Below are 19,055 nucleotides of genomic sequence, written 5' to 3'. Positions count from 1 at the left end.
TCAGGGTATTATGTGGTTATATTCGCCTCACTTTGACTGCTCTACGACAATTTGGCAATTTTCTATTATTTGGTAACCTCTTTGTATCATTGTGTGCAGGAGCACTAACTGCCCAAACTTATTTATTATTTCACATCAGACCAAACCTCGCCTATATTGCTTTTATTTTTTTTGCAACGCTTTGTCTTTATAACCTTCAGCGGGTTGTTTTATCGCCCGCCTATGGTCAAACAATACCTTCGATAAGACATCATTGGATCATCAATCACCGAAAAACACTGATCTCACTTTTTAGTTTGGGAGGAGCCGGACTATTAATTTGTATCTTCCTCACAGGAACAACATTTTTATACATTATGACTCCCCTTGCTATTGTATCAGTACTGTATTTTTTGCCGGGAGTACGGTTGCGCAAGATCCCGGCCGTAAAAGCATTAATGGTTGCGTTTGTATGGGCTACCGTTAGTTTGTATATACCCTTACAGCTCAATGGAGAAGGTCAGTTAAATAAGGAGTTGCTGATTATATTCCCGGAGCGGCTGTTGTTTCTCTTGTCGCTTTGCATTGTTTTTAACATCCGGGACATTGAGCACGACAAGCTTTCGGCAGTGCGCACCATTCCATCTTTATACGGCATCCAGGCAGGAAAAACAGTGGCAATTGTATGCCTTCTGCTCTCATTACCCCTATCTGTTATCCTGTACCAACATAGTATTTACAGCATGTCAAATATGCTGGCAATTATTATATCAGCAATAATAACCACTGCACTTATTTTAAATTGCAGGAAAAAAAGCAGTGAATACTTTTATTTATTGGGGATCGACGGGATGATGCTTTTACAACCCTTACTGATATATTCTTGTAATTTTATTTAATGCTTCGATAAAAGCATAAGCGGTTTTCATCAGGTCGACCTCGCTATGCGCCTCTGAAACAAATCCCACTTCATATCCTGACGGCCCCAGGTATACACCTAGTTCGAGCAGTTCGCGATGCAGCAATTTGAAATGCTTCATACTATCGGGATCGATCTGTTCAGCAGCCTGAATTTTTTGCTTATCCGTAAATGCAATCCAAAAGATCGATCCAATGGAAAAAAGTTGAAGATTAAAACTTCCGGGTTTCAGGTTTTGCTTTATCTGATCAAACAAAAAAACAACTTTCATTTCGAGGTCCTTATAGAAGCCGGGCTTTAAACATTCCTTCAGCTGCGCCAGCCCTGCCGCCATGGCAACGGGATTTCCACTAAGAGTACCGGCCTGGTACACATCGCCATCAGGCGATATATTGCTCATGATCTCAGCACTTGCTCCATAAGCACCAACAGGCAAGCCGCCTCCAATAATTTTCCCGTAAGTAATAATATCCGGCTGTATGTTATAATAACCGGCAGCACCTGTAAAGCCAATACGAAAGCCGCTTATCACTTCATCAAAAACAAGAAGCGATTTATTAACAGTACATATTTCGCGCAGAAATTGCAGATACTCTTTATCCTGCAGCAACAAGCCATTATTAGCCGGTATGGGTTCAATGATGATACAGGCTATTTCATTTTTAAATTTGGCAAAGGCCTCTTCAACCGCTGCTTTATTATTCAATGAAACAACAATGGTTTCATCCACAAAACTTTTAGGCACGCCAGCCGATGAGGTATTTCCAAAAGTAACCAGACCGGAGCCTGCTTTTACCAAGAGGGAATCACTGTGTCCATGGTAACATCCTTCAAATTTTAAAATTTTATTGCGCCTTGTGAATCCGCGTGCCAAACGGATTGCACTCATCACAGCCTCTGTCCCGGAACTTACAAAACGCAGTTTTTCTATGTACTTATTGTTACTTAATATTAATTCTGCCAACTCGTTTTCCAACTCCGTCGGCGCCCCGAATGAGCTGCCATTCTCAACGGTATGCTTAATTGCATTCACAACTTTTGGGTTAGCGTGCCCCAATATCAATGGACCCCAGGAACAGCAATAATCAATGAACTCATTCCCATCGGCATCCCAAATGTGCGAGCCCTTTCCCCGCTTGATAAAAAGAGGAGTTCCGCCAACCGAACGAAATGCCCGCACCGGGCTATTGACTCCGCCAGGAAAATACGATTTGGCCTTTTCATACAAGGCATTTGATCTGTCTCTCTTCATGACTTTTCCACTTTTGCTATACAAATATATATCTTTGGGCCTCAACCCAACGTATCTTTCTTACGAAGAAAAATATTAATCAGCATGAAATACGAAAATACATTACAGTTCGCCAAAAAACTTGATGCAAAAGATCCGCTAAAGAAGTACCGCAACCAGTTTTTATTTCCAAAACACAAAGGAAAAAATGTGATCTATTTTACCGGTAATTCGTTGGGATTACAACCAAAAAATACACAAAAATATATTCTGCAGGAGTTAAACGATTGGGCGAAGTTTGGTGTTGAAGGACATTTTGAAGCTAAAAATCCGTGGTATTCCTACCATGAGTTACTTTCCAAACCATTGGCAAAATTGGTTGGAGCAAAACCCGAAGAAGTAGTTGCAATGAATCAGCTGACAAGCAATATTCATTTTCTGTTTGTTTCATTTTACAGGCCAACTGCTGCACGCTACAAAATTTTATGCGAAGCAAAAGCGTTTCCATCCGATCAGTATTTAATTGCTTCACAGGTAAGTTACCATGGGTATGATCCTGATGAAGCCATTATAGAAGTTGCTCCAAGAGAAGGCGAATACACCATTCGTAATGAAGATATTTTAGCTGCCATTGAAATGCATAAAGACGAACTGGCACTTGTATTTATCGGAGGTGTGAATTATTTCAGCGGACAGGTATTTGACATGAGATCTATTGCCGAAGCCGGCCATAGTGCAGGAGTAGTGGTCGGGTTTGACCTGGCGCATGCCATCGGGAACATCAAATTAGCGCTCCACGACTGGGGTATTGATTTTGCGGCCTGGTGCTCATACAAATATTTAAATTCCGGGCCGGGCAGTGTAGGCGGAGCTTTTATTCATCAACGACACCACCTGGCAAATTTACCACGCTTTGCCGGCTGGTGGGGGCATGATAAAAACAAGCGCTTTAAAATGGAGAAGACCTTCACCCCTATTCCAACTGCGGAAGGCTGGCAGGTAAGCAATGTACCCGTATTAACCATGGCCGCGCACAAAGCAGCGCTTGACATTTTCGAAAATGCAGGGATGAATGCGTTGACAGCCAAGAGCTCAAAACTCACCAATTACCTGGCATTTGTTATCGGAGAAATTAATAACAGAACGAAGGACAAGGGACAGCATCTTGAAATAATAACACCTGTAAATTCATCGATCACACAGGGATGCCAGCTTTCAATCGTTGCGCATGGAAACGGGAAAGAGCTTTTTCAAAAACTTACCTCAAAAGGCGTAATAGCAGATTGGCGCGAACCGAATGTAATACGCATTGCACCGGTACCTCTCTATAATTCATTTGAAGATGTTTACCGCTTTGGAGAAATACTACATCAGCTACTGTTGAAATAGTGTGCTTAAGTCTTGGGCTTATTATTAAATCGCAGACCGAACATTATTTCATGTGTGCCTGTTGAATAATTGCGCAGGTTGGTAGTTGTCATATCGTACGCATAAGCAAACGTCAGGTAGTTTTGATAGGTATAACCGACAAGTGCTGTGATGGCATCTTTAGTGCGGTAAGCCACACCTGCCCATATCATTTCTTTGTAAATTGCCCGTACACCAATATCTACCTTAACCGGAGCAGGAGAAACATATTTTATCAATACACTTGGCTCCAGACGGATTTTATCATTCAGATCGTACCTATACCCGCCCATTGCATAAAAGTGAGTAGCCAGTTTGCTGAGTGTTGATGTAGTATAATCAAAAAATTTAAGTTTGCTTTGATAAAGCTGAGGAACAGAGACTCCAGCGTAAAATTTATCGTGACGCAGCATGGCTCCAAAACCAAAATCAGGTACAATGACTGATTGCATACCACCACTTAAAGCAAGGTCATTCTGGTCACGCAAAGTTATTTTTGAACCATCAACTGAAAATTGCAACAAACCACCATTTAAACCCAGCGACAGCTTATAGGCTTCATTCAGTTTTAAATGGTAGGCGTAGCTTAATGTCAAACCTATTCTGCGTGTAGGTCCGGTGATATCAGTAAATACATACCCTCCGTAACCCATATTCTTTGATTTATACGGACCATTGGCGCTTAGCGTAAATGTGCGGGGGGCATCGGTAATTCCAACCCATTGATAGCGGTTGTTTGACTTTACCTCAAAATAATCTTTTGTTCCGCTAAGGGCAGGGTTAATTACATAATCATTGATCATGTAATTAGTGAACTGCGGCAATTGCTGAGCCTTTGATACACCTGACAAAACAAGTGCCACTATCAGGATATGTATTAACCGCCTCATTAGATAATTATTAATCATTAACGCATAATTGTTATAGGTCCGGTGAACGCATCAGGGAACAATGGATCATTTAATTTTATCACATAATAGTATGTTCCTACGGGCAGATCCTTGCCATTATACCTGCCATCCCAGGGTGTTCCATACCCGGTTGAGCTGAACAAAAGATCTCCCCAGCGGTTATATACTTCAACTACACATTTCGGGAATTTCTGTATATTATCAATTATCCATGTTTCGTTTTTACCATCGCCATTTGGTGTTATACCATTGTTAAAAACGATCTCGGGCAACACGGTCAACCGTACAGTATCACTTGCAACACAACCATTCGCATCTCTGACAACAACTTTGTAAAGTGTCGTAGTAAGCGGTGACGCTTCAGGATTCGCAGCTGTGCTATCGGTTAATTCCTTACCTGGAGTCCAGCTAAATGAAGCTCCTGAAGCAATAGAAGTCGGAGCGCCTCCAATCATTGTGCTTTGCAAAGAGAATATGGTCTTGTCGGCTCCGGCATCCACAACCGGCAAAGGATTTGCTGACACTACAACAGTATCTGTATCCGAACAAACACCGTTTATTGCCACTAACATGTAGTTGGATGTACCGGCTGGCGGGGTAAGGGTTACAGTTGAATCGTTTCCGATATTAGTTAATGCTGGCATTTGCAGCCATTGATAGGTGGTTCCGGTTATCGGCAGAGAACTATCCCCGCTAAGAATAATCGAACCTCCCAGGCAGAACGAAGTGTCATTACCTGCTTTAGCAATAACATTAATTGTTGCGTTCACAGCCGCTGTATCCAGTTTCTGACATCCATTAGCATCGGTTATTGTTACCGGATAGGAACCGGCATATAGCCCAGCAAGATTCTGGCTGCCGGATGTAAACGCACCAGGCCCTTTCCAGTTATATGTATATGTTCCCACACCACCAGTCACTGAAATGGTCACAGAACCATCATTGGTATTGTTACAGTTCGCATCAACAGGAGTTTTAACAACAACCATTGGCGCAGGCGACTGCACGCTATCCGTATGCTGAACCGTGCAGCCATTTGCATCAGTTAACGTAAAAGAATATTGGCCTTTACACAAAGGACTTGCAACCGAAGTTGTTCCGGTAAAGGAAGACCAGGAGAACATGTATGGGAATAAACCACCTGAAGGGACTGCTGTAATGCTGCCATCACAACTGCCAATACATTTTTCCTTCGTTGTACCTGAAATAGATAAGTTAAGTACGGATGGTTCGGTTATTGTAACAGATGAGGAGATCTTACACCCTACATTATCGGTTACCTGAACGAAATAGGTGCCTGCACATAACGTCTTGGCGGTATCAATTACCGATGACGGGGTATCGCTCCATGAGTAAGTATATGGCTGCGTACCTCCATTGGCCCTTACAATCGCTTTACCATCACATTTTCCAAAGCAACTTACGTTTACAGAACTATCGGAAAGCACCGGGGCGAATTTATCATTCAATGAAATTACCGTCGTTTGTGTACATCCTGATGCATCAGTTACAGTAACACCATAAGTTCCCCCGCCAATATTAATCTGGGTAGTCCCTGTACCTGAATTACTCCATGCATATGTATAAGTACCTGCTCCCCCTGAAACGGTAAGCGCAATGGACCCATCGTTTACATTACATGAAGTCGGATCAGTAGTTACTCCCGCAATACTGATCTGGGAAGGCGATCCGACAAGAATTGAATCGACCAGTATGCAGCCATTTGAATCGGCGACCTCAACAAATCCCAAACCTGCACATAATCCTGACGCAGTAGCGGCAGTTTGTCCGGAAGGAAGCCAGCTATAAGTATAAGGCAGTGTTCCGCCAATCGGGCTAACAGAAGCAGATCCATTGCAGGACCCAAAACAGGTTGCATCAGTTACTACTCTACCCGAAGCAGTTGGCGCGCCTGTATTACTTACCGGTAAACTGAAACTTGACTGACAACCAACTCCATCAGCAATATCAATAGAATATACTCCTGCACAAAGGCTGTCAGTTGAACTGCTTGTTGAACCATTACTCCATAGGTATGAGAATGGCGCATTCCCACCCACAACGTTCACAGAGGCCGTTCCATTGCATATGCCACAGGTCGGGTTTGTTACAGCACTTGTAATAACTATTGGTGTTAAATTTTCATCAACCGATATTACCTGCACTAGGGAACAACCTGCAACATCTGTAACAGTAACAGAATAATTGCCTACACATAAACTACCAATACCCGATGAAGTTGAAGCGTTGCTCCAGCTGTATACATAAGGCAAGGTCCCGCCGGCAGGAAGGACTGTTGCCGAACCATTACAAACTGCTATACAGCTTGCATCTGTTTTTACTGGCGAATTCAACATTAACGGACTCGGCTCAGTAATGGTTACGGACGAAGTGATCAGACAGCCTGCCGCATCGGTGACCTGAACAAAATAGGTCCCCTGGCACAACCCTATGGCAGTATCAATTGATGAAGGCGGAGTATTATTCCATAAGTATGTATATGGCAAAACTCCGCCCATGGCGGATATTGCAGCGTATCCATCGCAACTGCCGGCACAGGATACGTTCCCGGACGTTCCGGCAAGAACAGGTGCTGAAACATTATTTATTGCAACGACCGTAGATTGGGCACAGCCTGCGGCATCTGTAATTGTCACTGTATACAGTCCGGCTCCAAGATTTGTCTGAGTCGCAGATGTTGCCGCGTTACTCCATGTGTATGTGTATGGAGCAGTACCGCCGGAAGGACTTAACGTAATAGCCCCGTCGTTCACGCTGCAGGCCGTTGGCTGAGTAATATTTTCGTTCGTTGCAAAAGCCATTGGTTCGGTAATGTCAACTGTATCGGTTAAGATACATCCATTGGCATCTGTGATCTGAACAAAGCCCGTTCCCGAACAGAGATTAGATATAGTTTGTCCGGTATCGCCAGATGGAAGCCATAAATAAGTAAAAGGTGCGGTTCCTCCAACAGGAGCAACGGAAGCTCCGCCGCTACATTGACCATTACACAAAATGTTTGTCACGGATTTACCTGAGCCTGTTGGTCCGCCGGTATTACTTATCGGAATAAAGAAACTTGCAGAGCATCCGTTTGCGTCTGTCAGATCTATCGAATACACTGCGGCACACAATGAGTTAACAGTAGCTCCCGTGGCACCATTGCTCCATAAATAATTATAAGGCAGGGTGCCGCCACTGGCAATTACAGCGGCTTGTCCATCACAAAGGCCACAGGTGGCATTAGTTAAAGTCGGTGTAACTGTAAACGGTGCCGCTGATGGCACAATTGTTATTGCCTGTGTTGCGTTACAGCCATTTGCATCTGTAACCACAATAAAATAGGTGCCTGAACATAAATTAGCAACCGTAGCGGCTGTCGGACCCATGCTCCATGAATACGAATATGGCAGGGTACCACCTATTGGCAAAGCGGCAGCTGTTCCGTTACAGGCAGCGGAGCAGGAAGCCTGTGATGTAGCGGGAGCCGTTAATGTTAAAGCAGCAGGTTCGGAGATAACAACTGTACTAATGGTCATGCAAGCATTCGCATCAGTAACTGATACGGTATAGGTTCCCGCACAAAGAGAACTTGCTGTATTGCCTGTAGCACCGGTACTCCAGCTCATTACATAAGGTGCAAGTCCGCCTGATGGTGTCGCCACTGTACTGCCGTTACAAATACTATTACATCCCAGGTCTTGTATGGCCAGTGTTAACGCCGGTGCATTATTATTGCTGACAGGGAATGATGCTGTTTGCGTACAGGAAGAAGCGTCGGTAATCGTGAGATCATACGTTCCGGCACTTAAGCCGGTGATCGTCGCAGTTGTGAACCCTCCGCTCCATGAGTAGGTGTATGTTCCGGCTCCGCCTGTAGGAGCAACAACGATCTGTCCATCACTTAAGCCGCATGTCGCATTGGTCACTGCCTGGTTCGGAACAATCTGCGTCGGTGAAACAATATTCGCAGTATCTGTACGGATACATCCGTTGGCGTCAGTTATCTGCACCAGATTAACTCCTCCCGCCAAACCTGTAACAGTGTTTATCGTTTGTCCGGTTGATATCCATAAATATGTATATGGAGGTGTACCGCCATTGGGCGTTACATTTGCGGCACCATCATTCGAACCAAAGCAGGTGACATCAGTTGTAACAATAGTAGAAGCTGATGGGCCATTGGTATTATTAAGAGGAATATTGAACGATTGGGTACATCCATTCGCATCGCCGATATCTAACCCATATACCCCTGCACAAAGTCCGGAAATGGTTGGAGCAGTTGCTCCTGTTCCCCATGTGTACGAATATGTGCCTGTTCCACCGGAAGGGGCTACGCTGATCTGTCCGTTACAAACACCGCAGGTTGCAGTTATAACAACCGGTGTTGTTATGATCGCCGCAGGCTCTGTTATGGTAACTACTTTAGTAATGTTACACCCATTCGCATCACTGACGCTTACCGTATACGCGTTTGCACAAAGGCCTGACGAAGACGATGCTGCAGCACCGTTACTCCAGGTAAATACATATGGACTTGTACCACCACCCATAGCTACATCAGCAGTTCCGGTACACAATGCATTACAAAGCGGATCGGTCTGAGTCACAGAAGCGGTTAACACCAGCGATGTCCCGACCACAACGACCGAGGTAGCAGTGCATGAATTGGCATCCGTAAGAGTGACCGAGTAAGTTCCGGCACACAAAGAAGACTGAACAGCACCTGTCGCACCCGAATTCCATGAATATACATAACCACCCCCGCCCCCTGCGGCTGAAAGCGTTATTACTCCATCACATTTGCCGCTGCAGGTTTCATTTGTAAGAGACACTGAAATGACAAGCGGTGCAGGTGAAGTGATCGTAACCGGTGAATTTCTTATGCAACCATTCGCATCGGTAACTACCAGGGTATAGGATCCGACGCACAAGCCGGTCCTTGCATTTGAAGTGTTTGCAACATCAGTCCACAAATAGGTATAAGGTGTAGTTCCTCCGATCGGTGTAACAGTTACAGTACCGTTACAATCGGTGCTGCAAATATTGTCAGTAGTAACAACGGTCTCTCCCGTAGGACCTCCCGTATTATTAACCGCGATAACAAAGGCGGAAGTGCATGTATTTACATCCGTAATTGTAAGCGAATAATTCCCGGCACACAAAGCTGATAGTGTCGGTGCGGTAGCCCCTGAATTCCATAAATACGAATAGCCGGGTGTTCCACCGGAAACGGTGACATCAATCGTTCCATCGCAAGCACCGCAATTCGCATCCGACACCGCCTGTACAATAGTGATCGGAACAGGAGGTATAAGTGTTACCGATTGTGTATCAGTACAACCATTACTGTCAGTAACTGTTACAGTATATGATCCTGCAGCCAAAGAATTGATAGTTTGAGTCAGTGCTCCGTTACTCCAATTATATGTATAGGGCACTGTTCCACCTGCAGGAGCAGATGTTGCAGAACCACTTGTTGCGCTTAAACAACTTGGATCTGTACCCGTAACATTAGCCAATAATGTAGAGGGCTCGGTAATGGTAACTATTTTTGAATTCGTGCATCCCTTACTGTCTGTCGCTGTTACAGTATAGCTTCCCAGGCACAAGCCCGTTACCGTTTGTCCGGTCGCGGCATTACTCCACAGGTAGTTGAATGGTGCCGTTCCGCCGGCCACTGTCACATTTGCCGTACCATCACAGGCCGAATTGCAGCTCACATCAACCTGGTTAACCGTGAATGACAATACCGCAGGCTGATTGACAACAATTCCTCCTACAGTTGTACACCCGTTCGCGTCGGTTACAGTTACATTGTATGAGCCAGCGAATAATGCAGTGGCTGTAGCCCCGGTTTGTCCGCCCGGCACCCAGGTATAACTGTACCCTGGAGTACCCCCGCTTGCATTGACAAATGTTGTACCATCAGAACCACCATTACATGACACATCTGTTTCACCTGTTGCAGCGGTTAACGCCAATGCCGGCTCCGTTACTACGGCAGTGGAAGTGGCCGTGCAATTATTCGCATCTGTAACCGTAACCGTATATGTATTAGGGCATAGATTAATGGCTATGTTCAGGAGCGCTCCACTGCTCCAGCTGTAATCGTAAGGCGATGTACCTCCTGCTTCTGCAGCAAACGCACCGCCATTACATGCTCCCTTACAGGTTACATCGGTTGCAATTGTGCTGGCTGACAATACGGACGGTTCGGTTATAGTAACTGTGTTTATCGAATCACAGCCGTTTGCATCTGTAACTGTAAATGTATAAGGTCCGGGGGCTAAATTGGTTATTGTTGAGGTCGTTGCCGTATTACTCCAGCTAAATGTATACACAGGAGTACCTCCAGCGGGAACAAGAATGATAGCGCCATCTGCTGCACCTCCGCAGGTAATATCAGCGCTTACCTGGTTAGGAGATATCTTTGAAGGCTGCTTTATAAGCAGTGTATCAACTGTTACACAACCAATACCATCCGTAACCGACAATGTATATGATGCTGCACACAGGCCATTCACAGTTTGCGCGGTTGATCCCGTACTCCAGTTATATGTAAAGCCGGGGGTGCCGGCAGGTGTCACAGTTGCCGTACCATCACAGTTTCCGTTACATAAAGTATTGGTCCGCACTTTAGTCAAACTAGGACCCGCCGTATTGCTTATCGAATAATTAAATATTGATTGGCATGTGCCTCCTGCGGTGAGGGTAAGAGTATAAGTTCCTATACATAATCCACTAACATTTTGACTGGTGGCCGAAAACGCGCCCGGGCCGGCCCATGCATATGTATAAGCAGCGCTTCCTCCTGATGGGCTCACCCCGATTGTACCATCACAGTTTCCGCAGGTTGCTGTAGCCACCACTTCATTGTCATTGAGAGAGGAAGGCTGTGTTATGGTTACCGTTGATGTTTGCGTACACGCATTGGCATCGGTAACAGTTACCGTATATGTTGCCGCACAAAGCGCACTTACAGTTGCTGAGGTTGCTGCATTAGACCATGTATACGAATACCCTCCGGCACCTCCGGAAGGAGCGGATACCGCGGTACCATCACAAATGCCGTTGCAGGTCGCATCTGTTTTTGACACATTGGGTACAATAACAGCAGGGTCAAGGAACACCGCGGTTGAAGTACTGGAACAGGCGGCAGCGTCAGTAACCGTTACAGTATATGAGCCCGAACACAATCCGGTTACGCTCTGTGTTGTTTCGGTGTTACTCCAGTTATAAGTGTATGGTAAAACACCGCCTATTGCATTGGCGGTGGCTATTCCATCACACGAACCAAAACAGCTTAAATTTATGGAGGATGTTGTTACAGTGATCAGCACTGTTGGAGCAACGGCCACTGTTCCGGTAGCCGTACATGCATTAATGTCACTAACAGTAACCGTATATGTTCCCACACATAATCCTACCGCCGTAGGAGTTGATTGCGAATCGGACCAGGTATAATTGTAGCCGGGAGAACCGCCTGAAGGATTAGCCGTTCCTGTTCCATTACAAACACCGCAGCTGGAGGCGCTTGAAGTAAAGGAAGCATTTAAAGCGGTTGGTTGAGTGATGGTAACAGTTTGTGTTGTCTGACAGCCACCATTGTCCGTAACAGTAACCGTATATGTAGCCTGGCACAAGGCAGATATGGTTTGAGAAGTGGATCCGGTGCTCCAGTTATAAGTATATGCCGGCGTACCTCCGCCAGGATTCGCTGTCGCACTGCCATTACACAAACCGCTACAAGTCATATTTGAAGCATTAATAACAACCGACACTACACTCGGTGCAGTTATTGTAACATTGGAGGTTGCCGTACAACCATTGGCATCGGTAAGTGTCAGCGTGTATCCCCCGACACATAACGCTGAAATAGTCTGAGCCGTTCCACCACTTGACCAGGAATAAGTATAGGCGGTAGTTCCACCTCCGGGAGTAGCGGAAACAGAGCCATTACATAAACCCGAACAGCTTACATTAGTTGGCGTAAGAGAAATGGTTAACGGCGCAGGTTGTGTAATTGTAGTGGTTGAAGTGGCCGAACAGTTTTTGGAATCCGTAATAGTAACCGTATAAGACGCTGCACATAACCCGTTTATTGATACTGTGGTAGCCAGTGTACTCCACAAATAGGTATAGGGGGCAGTACCTCCGCCGGCGGAAGCCGCTGCTGTTGCATTACAACTAAGATCACACGATACCGGTGTTGTGGCGATAGATGCAGTTACCGCAACGGGTTCTGTTATTGTAGCCGATGTTGTAGCGGTACAATTATTCGCGTCGGTGACAGTGACTGTATAGCCCGCATCACAGAGCGCGCTTAAATTTGCGGTAACCTGGCCCGATGACCATGCATAGGTATAAGGGGTCGTTCCTCCATTGGTAGTTGTGTTTATAGCACCATCACATATCCCGTTACAGCTTGCATTTGTAATCAACCTTGTTATACTGAGAGTAGCAGGCTGGTTAACGCTTACCGCTCCTGTTTTGGTACAGGAGTTAGCATCTATAACAGTTACGGTAAACCCGCCCACACACAGGCCAAACTGGGTAGCGGCTGTTGATCCGTTGGACCATGCAAAGGAAAAAGGAGTTGTCCCGCCGGAAGGTGTCGCACCTACACTGCCATTACATAAAGAGTTACAGGTAATATCCGTTTTAGTGGCATTTGCCGCCAGGACTCCCGGTTCTGTTATTGCTACGGTTGAAGTACTTGTACATCCTTTTGAATCGGTAAGTGTGACTGTATATGTAGCGGGACATAGCGAAGCGGCGGTTACAGCGGTTGCACCACCGGGACCCCAAGAATAGGTATAAGGTAAAGAACCTCCGGAAGGATTTGCATTGACAGTTCCATTACAAGCACCAAAACAGGTAACATTTGTACCTGTTGGGGCAGTTACCAGGGCTGTAGGTTCTGTAATTGCAGCCGATGACGTTGTGGTACAACCATTCGCATCGGTAACAGTACATGTATAATTAGCGGCACATAACAATGTTAAAGCGGCGTTTGTTGCGCCATTTGACCATGAATAGGTATATGGGATAGTACCGCCAACCGGTGTAATAGTTGTGGAGCCATCGCATTTACTGAAGCAGGTTACATTTACTTTTACCGTTGATGCAGTTAAGGCGGCAGCCGGTTGAGTAATTGTGGGGGAATAGGTTTTTGAACAGGCATTTTTATCGGTAACTGTTACCGTATATGTTGCAGGACATAGGCCCGCCAAACCTGTTGCCGCTGATGAGTTACTCCAGCTATATGTATACGGGACTGTTCCGCCAGATGCGCTTACAGAAGCAGTTCCGTTACATAAGCCAAAACACGTAACATTTGTTGATCCCCCAACCAAAGCCAAAACAGTTGGCTGATTTACTGTTGTGGTATTTGATGCTGTACAACCATTCGCATCTGTAGCAGTAACAGTATAAGTTCCTGCACAAATATTATTATTGATAGCTCCGGTAAACGCATTTGACCAAACAAATGTTACTGGATTTGTACCTCCAACTGATATGGCTGTAGCGCGTCCATCACATGAGCCAAAGCACTTAGTTGCAGTGGAAGTTGGGGCAATACCAATAGGAGAGAAAGATTGAGCCTGCTTTGAATCCGACACAATTGTACCATCAAAAGTATCTTCGGCAAAAATCGAATAGAATTTACCTTCACAAACACCCGTAAGCGTATCGGTTGTAGATGCTGTTGGTCCATGTATTACAGTGCTCCCATCAGGTAAAACCCATGTATAATTATATGGTCCCGTGCCACCAGATACTGTTGCTACCATTTTACTCTTGCAATCACCGGCACATTTATTAAGAACTATTTCAGTTATAACAACTGAAAATGCCATCGCTTGCATTGTTCTTACTTTCCCATAAGGAAATTTTTGTGATTGGAAATTGGAAGTGCTTAACTTATTAACAAGAACAACTTGCGCTTTTGAAGCCTCTAATGTTAAATTATCCGCTTCATTTAGCAACCAATTATTGTGAATAATCATTGAAGATTTATTCAATTGCAAAGAACGCGATAAATTTCCCTGGGCTATAAATGAACCACAGTTAACAGTTTTACTACTTGTGGAAAAAATTCCACTTTTAAAATAAATGGTTGAAGCCGGGGAAGTTGTTAAGTTGTCCGTAAGGTTTAGCGTTCCCCCATTCAGATCAACATATATATCGGATTTTATGACAACGCCAGCGGAATTCAGGAAAGAAGCGGTTTCGGATTTAAAGACCAGGTCACCTTTAAAATTATACAGCAACTCCTTATTAAGTTTCATGGAACCATAAACTGACAATAAACTGCCAGTGGATCCCTCTATAGAAGTATTGCTTTGAATACCATTAAAATATATGTCAGCGCAACTGGCCAACCCATCTATGGCAACACTTTGACCTGAACCGGGAAATGATAAAGAAGTAAAAAATGTATTATCCTGTGAAGTCGGAACAGAAGCCCCACCTACCCCTCCATTCGCAACCGACCAATGCGAGACATCGCTCCAAGCTCCTGTACCGCCCACCCAATAGCGATCGGCAGAGTGCCCTGCAAAAACACAGAATAAGAATAGATGAACTATAAGTATTACTTTTTTCAAAAGCGAGATACTTTATACTATGGACTGCAATACCTGTTTTTTACGCAAACAACCACAAATATGTTACACAAACACCGCTGTTTTAAGCAATTAGCCTGATCTTTATCCACAAAGTAGTTAACAATTTTAACAAAAGAAGGCTTTTCTGTTAAATCAATTGCCTGAACTGCAAGTATTAAGGCCCGAAGATACAAAACTCTTTTGTAAAACAAGAAAAATGAAACTTGTGGGCCTGGCATCCACAAGTTTACTGTTATAAACGGATATTTACATAGACCGGGCTTTGTTGCATTTTGAAAAAGTCGGAAGACTTCAAACTTCCGACCTCGAACTTCCAACCCTTACTTCTTAATTTTAAAAGGAACCACCACCTTGAAACTAATGTTTCTGCCCATATTGTATACACCTGTACGGCCCGTAGTATAATTCAGGTCGGAATATTTTAACCGGTTCAAATGACTCTGGTATCCTATATCCGTGAGATTATTTACACTTATATAAAATGATACAACAGTTTTATCTTTCACAATCACATCTGCTCCGGCACCCAAATTGACAAGTGTGTATCCAGGAGTTTTTGTTTCGGTGTTGTATGCAGAATAGATCTTGTCCTGCGTGAAATAATGATCAACCCCTAATTTAATGTAGGCATTCCCGAAAAACTCTCCCGCTTTCCTGAGATCGGCCCTGAGATCGGATTGCAATTTAGGCGCAGGTGTGAAAGGCAGATATTTAGTTGAATCTGTCTGTCCTGACTGAACGGCCTGCACATACGAAAATGAGTTTTCGAAATGAAGCCAATCGAGCGGGTGCGGATGCACATCAATCACAATTTCGCCGCCAAGCAACCCTGCATTACCCTGCACAAATTTGAATGTGCTGAAACCTTCACTGATCGAATCGCCTCCGCTCACACTGCTTAACTTCCGTAAAAAAGTAAAATTGTTAATGGTATTAGTGAACAGATCAAGCTCGGCTGAAATGTGTTTGGTATTGAAGCCCAGCGCATAATCGACCTGCAAACTGCTCTCTGAATTTAGTTTGGGGTCGCCAATCTCATAACGTATTGTTCCGTCATGTATACCGTTAGCCCCTATCTCGCCAATATTTGGTGCACGGTAACCGCGCGAAAAATTGAGCTTTGTATAAACATACTCCGAGAACTGGTATGTCGCGCCTATGCTGCCCGAAAAACCCCTGAACCCGGTGTTGAATTTTGCAAATCGTTGTATGGAACCGGTATCAGGCACTTCAACTTTTTCATCCTTACTGTTCAAATATAACTCCTTGCCCCGCTGACCTCTTGAATCAAAACGGATTCCTCCGCTGACATCCAGTTTATCAAACGATTTTTTAGCTAAAGCGAATAGCCCTGCATCAAACAGGTCATACTCCGGCACCAAATATTCACTCCCTTTGTTTTGGGATGTTTGCTGCATGCCATTTAACCCAAATGAAATATGGAAATTATTTTTTTCAGGCAACACATAACGCACGTCATAATTAAATGTGTTGAGTAAAAAAAATAACCCATACTGCCCTGGTTTAAAAATATCGGCATACTCCTGCCGGTGATTTTGTTGAAAGCCAAGTGTAAGCTTTAAATTTCCCCGGCCAATAATAAAATTATTATTAAGCGCCGCCTTATAATGTTTTATCTTTTGATACGGGGTGAAAGGGGCATAGCTTTTCATTTCAGCCGGAGAAACAAGTTGAGTTCCCTCTGTGGTATCATTAAGTGCAATCGATTTTACAAACCGGCCTGTCGCGCTGTCGCGCGCGCCTTCAACAACACCGGGCATAAAATCATATATACTGAAATGCAGGTGTGAATATCCCCACGAACGATTCAACCCGGTCATTCCGGAGAAATTATTTTCTGTGAATCCCGAATTAAAAACATACCCGTCATATTTATTTTTGTAGGCATGCGCCTGCTTATTGGTGTATCGCAGATCCCAGATAAATCCATTTATATTTCCGGCAACATTTCCCGAATGGCTGATGAGTCCGTTATTTGTCTGGTAATTTACTGTTATGCTCCCTTCTATCTTTCCATTGGGCAGCGTAGGTGCGCTCATCATATTGACCACACCTGCCATGGCATCCGAACCATAAGCAAGGCTCGCTGGCCCTTTCAGAATCTCTACCCTGTTCACTGATAATTCGTCAATTTCAATTCCATGCTCATCACCCCATTGATTACCTTCCTGACGTATGCCATCATTTACCACCACAACCCTGTTATATCCCAATCCCCGGATCACAGGTTTTGATATCCCGGCTCCTGTTGTTAGCTGCGACACACCGGGTTGAGCCGCGATGGCGTCAATGATATTTGTGGAAGCATTCTGAAGCAACTGCGTTTTTGACACCAATGAAATTGGTGTCGGAGTTCGTGTGCGTTCAGCAGCCTGCGATAGTCCTGTCACAACAACCTCATGCATCTCTTTGATGGATGCTTCCAAAACAAAATCTCTCACAGTGCTCTCAGCCAGGTTAATGTTTTCCACGATGCTTTTGTATCCGATCAAACTTACCTGCACAAGTGTCTTAATCCGGGGCAGATTTTCAATTTTATAAGTGCCGTCAACCCCCGATGCGGCACCGGTTTTCAGGTCAGGAAGGTATATAACCGCCCCTGCCAGCGGCTCACCTGTTGCACTATCAGTAACCGTCCCCGATAAAAATGTTTTCGCACTATTTACAGTGGTTAATGCCAGGGTAACATCAACGATAAATACATATATAATGAATAATATAATCTTCTTCATAAGAAAATAATTTAAGGAATAAATAAGTATGATTTACAGGCTGTCAATACCGGCATAACCGGTATGCAGATTGGCCTTGCATAAGGACTTCTATAAAAGGTCAAGCTTGTACAGGAGGAGCCCGGGAGGTGGAGAAAAACAGATCACCTGCTGTGAAAGAATTATGATAATTGTTTACGTACAGGAAAGATCGGCAGTAAACTTTAAAATCACAACAGGAAGACTGAGCCAATTGGGCAGGCAGTTCATAATCACAAACCGAACAATTGTGTTCGTGTTCATGAAAATGTTTGCTTGCCGAAGTGCAATGAACATCATTACGATGTCCGTAAGAGTGAATACTCTTTTCAATGATGGGTGCTAAAATGCCGGCACACAGAATGAATGAAAATATTTTTTTTAGTACGCCGGACATTGCGGAACAAAAATAACAAATAAATTCAAAATACTGATTCTTCTTATTCTTAAACCCATTGCTTTTATTGTAATTTTACACAATGAACAGAAAGCAGTTTAATCTTTTTTTATTCATGTTATTTATTCTGAATGTTTCTATAGCGCAACGCTTCAGAGCAGGATTAACAGCAGGAGCCGTCGCCACCGATGTTGCGGGGGCGGGAACCCGGGATAATTTCACTCATTTTAACAAACTGGGGTTTACGGCCGGCGGAATAGTGAATACCACTCTTAATGAAAAAAATGTTTTTCAGCTTGAAATAAATTATGTTCAAAAGGGAAGTTTACAGCGCCCGGATTCCGCCAATAACGATTATTTTAAGCTTTCATTCAACTATGTTGAGATACCGCTTATTTTCAGACGGCATTTGCATTTTACATTGTTTAAAAAACCTTCGACCAGGTTTGACCTTGAGGGGGGCGTGTCGGTTGGCCGTTTGATCTATTCCGAACTGATCGGCAACACCAACTACACCCAGAGCATTGATCCGAAAAATTTCAACAAAACCGATGTGAGTATTTTAGCGGGTATCGATTATAATTTCAATTCAAATTTATATTTCTGTCTTCGTTACAGCAATTCCGTTATTCCGGTCACAAAAAAGAATCCCGCTCCGGGACCCGCACTGGTTTATCTGCCCGCCGCGTTCAACCAGGGAAACAATTTGGCCTTTCAATTTTCATTTAAATATATTTTTAGCGGTGGGGAAAGCAATATTGAAACAAAAACCGAATGAAATTTGATCCTTAAGAAATTGACTG

General features: G+C 44.2%; 8 protein-coding genes. 3 read left to right on the top strand and 5 right to left on the bottom strand.

The window, feature by feature from the left end; all coding sequences use genetic code 11:
* Nucleotides 1-32 precede the first annotated feature (32 nt).
* Nucleotides 33-878, top strand: coding sequence for a UbiA family prenyltransferase (locus tag HYU69_14245; GenBank protein ID MBI2271501.1), 846 nt, complete (start codon nucleotides 33-35; stop codon nucleotides 876-878).
* Here HYU69_14245 and hemL read toward each other — a convergent pair.
* The gene (gene hemL, locus HYU69_14240) at nucleotides 849-2,150 is read right to left on the bottom strand and encodes a glutamate-1-semialdehyde 2,1-aminomutase (GenBank protein MBI2271500.1); all 1,302 of its coding nucleotides are present in this window, start codon (nucleotides 2,148-2,150) and stop codon (nucleotides 849-851) included. The two genes, HYU69_14245 and hemL, sit on opposite strands and share 30 nt — an antisense overlap.
* 84 nt (nucleotides 2,151-2,234) lie before the next feature.
* Between hemL and kynU the strand changes: the two genes are divergently transcribed.
* The gene (kynU, locus tag HYU69_14235; GenBank protein ID MBI2271499.1) at nucleotides 2,235-3,518 is read left to right on the top strand and encodes a kynureninase; all 1,284 of its coding nucleotides are present in this window, start codon (nucleotides 2,235-2,237) and stop codon (nucleotides 3,516-3,518) included.
* A gap of 5 nt (nucleotides 3,519-3,523) precedes the next feature.
* Here the strand turns inward: kynU and HYU69_14230 are convergent, their stop codons facing one another.
* The 4 genes from HYU69_14230 to HYU69_14215 form a co-directional block, all read right to left on the bottom strand.
* Nucleotides 3,524-4,426, bottom strand: coding sequence for a type IX secretion system membrane protein PorP/SprF (locus HYU69_14230; protein MBI2271498.1), 903 nt, complete (start codon nucleotides 4,424-4,426; stop codon nucleotides 3,524-3,526).
* A 17-nt stretch (nucleotides 4,427-4,443) separates the two neighbouring features.
* A complete protein-coding gene (locus HYU69_14225) occupies nucleotides 4,444-15,063 on the bottom strand; it encodes a gliding motility-associated C-terminal domain-containing protein (GenBank protein ID MBI2271497.1) in 10,620 nt (3,539 codons plus the stop codon).
* A 341-nt stretch (nucleotides 15,064-15,404) separates the two neighbouring features.
* On the bottom strand, nucleotides 15,405-17,837 hold the full coding sequence (locus HYU69_14220) for a TonB-dependent receptor (protein MBI2271496.1): 2,433 nt from the start codon (nucleotides 17,835-17,837) through the stop codon (nucleotides 15,405-15,407).
* Between the two features lie 100 nt (nucleotides 17,838-17,937).
* Complete coding sequence (locus HYU69_14215; GenBank protein MBI2271495.1) at nucleotides 17,938-18,252, bottom strand: hypothetical protein; 315 nt, start codon at nucleotides 18,250-18,252, stop codon at nucleotides 17,938-17,940.
* 82 nt (nucleotides 18,253-18,334) lie between these two features.
* Between HYU69_14215 and HYU69_14210 the strand changes: the two genes are divergently transcribed.
* Nucleotides 18,335-19,030 (top strand): PorT family protein, encoded by a 696-nt coding sequence (locus HYU69_14210; protein ID MBI2271494.1) that lies wholly within the window; start codon nucleotides 18,335-18,337, stop codon nucleotides 19,028-19,030.
* Nucleotides 19,031-19,055 lie beyond the last annotated feature (25 nt).

It is taken from the genome of Bacteroidota bacterium (assembly GCA_016183775.1).
Taxonomy (GTDB): Bacteria; Bacteroidota; Bacteroidia; order JABDFU01; family JABDFU01; genus JABDFU01.
The sequence above is the reverse complement of the archived record's forward strand: the minus strand, read 5'-3'. Positions and strand labels throughout refer to the sequence as shown.

Bases quoted from the DNA above. Each gene is read 5' to 3' on its own strand.
- hemL (MBI2271500.1), bottom strand. From the start codon at position 2,150: ATGAAGAGAGACAGATCAAATGCCTTGTATGAAAAGGCCAAATCGTAT.
- kynU (MBI2271499.1), top strand. From the start codon at position 2,235: ATGAAATACGAAAATACATTACAGTTCGCCAAAAAACTTGATGCAAAA.
- HYU69_14230 (MBI2271498.1), bottom strand. From the start codon at position 4,426: ATGAGGCGGTTAATACATATCCTGATAGTGGCACTTGTTTTGTCAGGT.
- HYU69_14220 (MBI2271496.1), bottom strand. From the start codon at position 17,837: ATGAAGAAGATTATATTATTCATTATATATGTATTTATCGTTGATGTT.
- HYU69_14215 (MBI2271495.1), bottom strand. From the start codon at position 18,252: ATGTCCGGCGTACTAAAAAAAATATTTTCATTCATTCTGTGTGCCGGC.
- HYU69_14210 (MBI2271494.1), top strand. From the start codon at position 18,335: ATGAACAGAAAGCAGTTTAATCTTTTTTTATTCATGTTATTTATTCTG.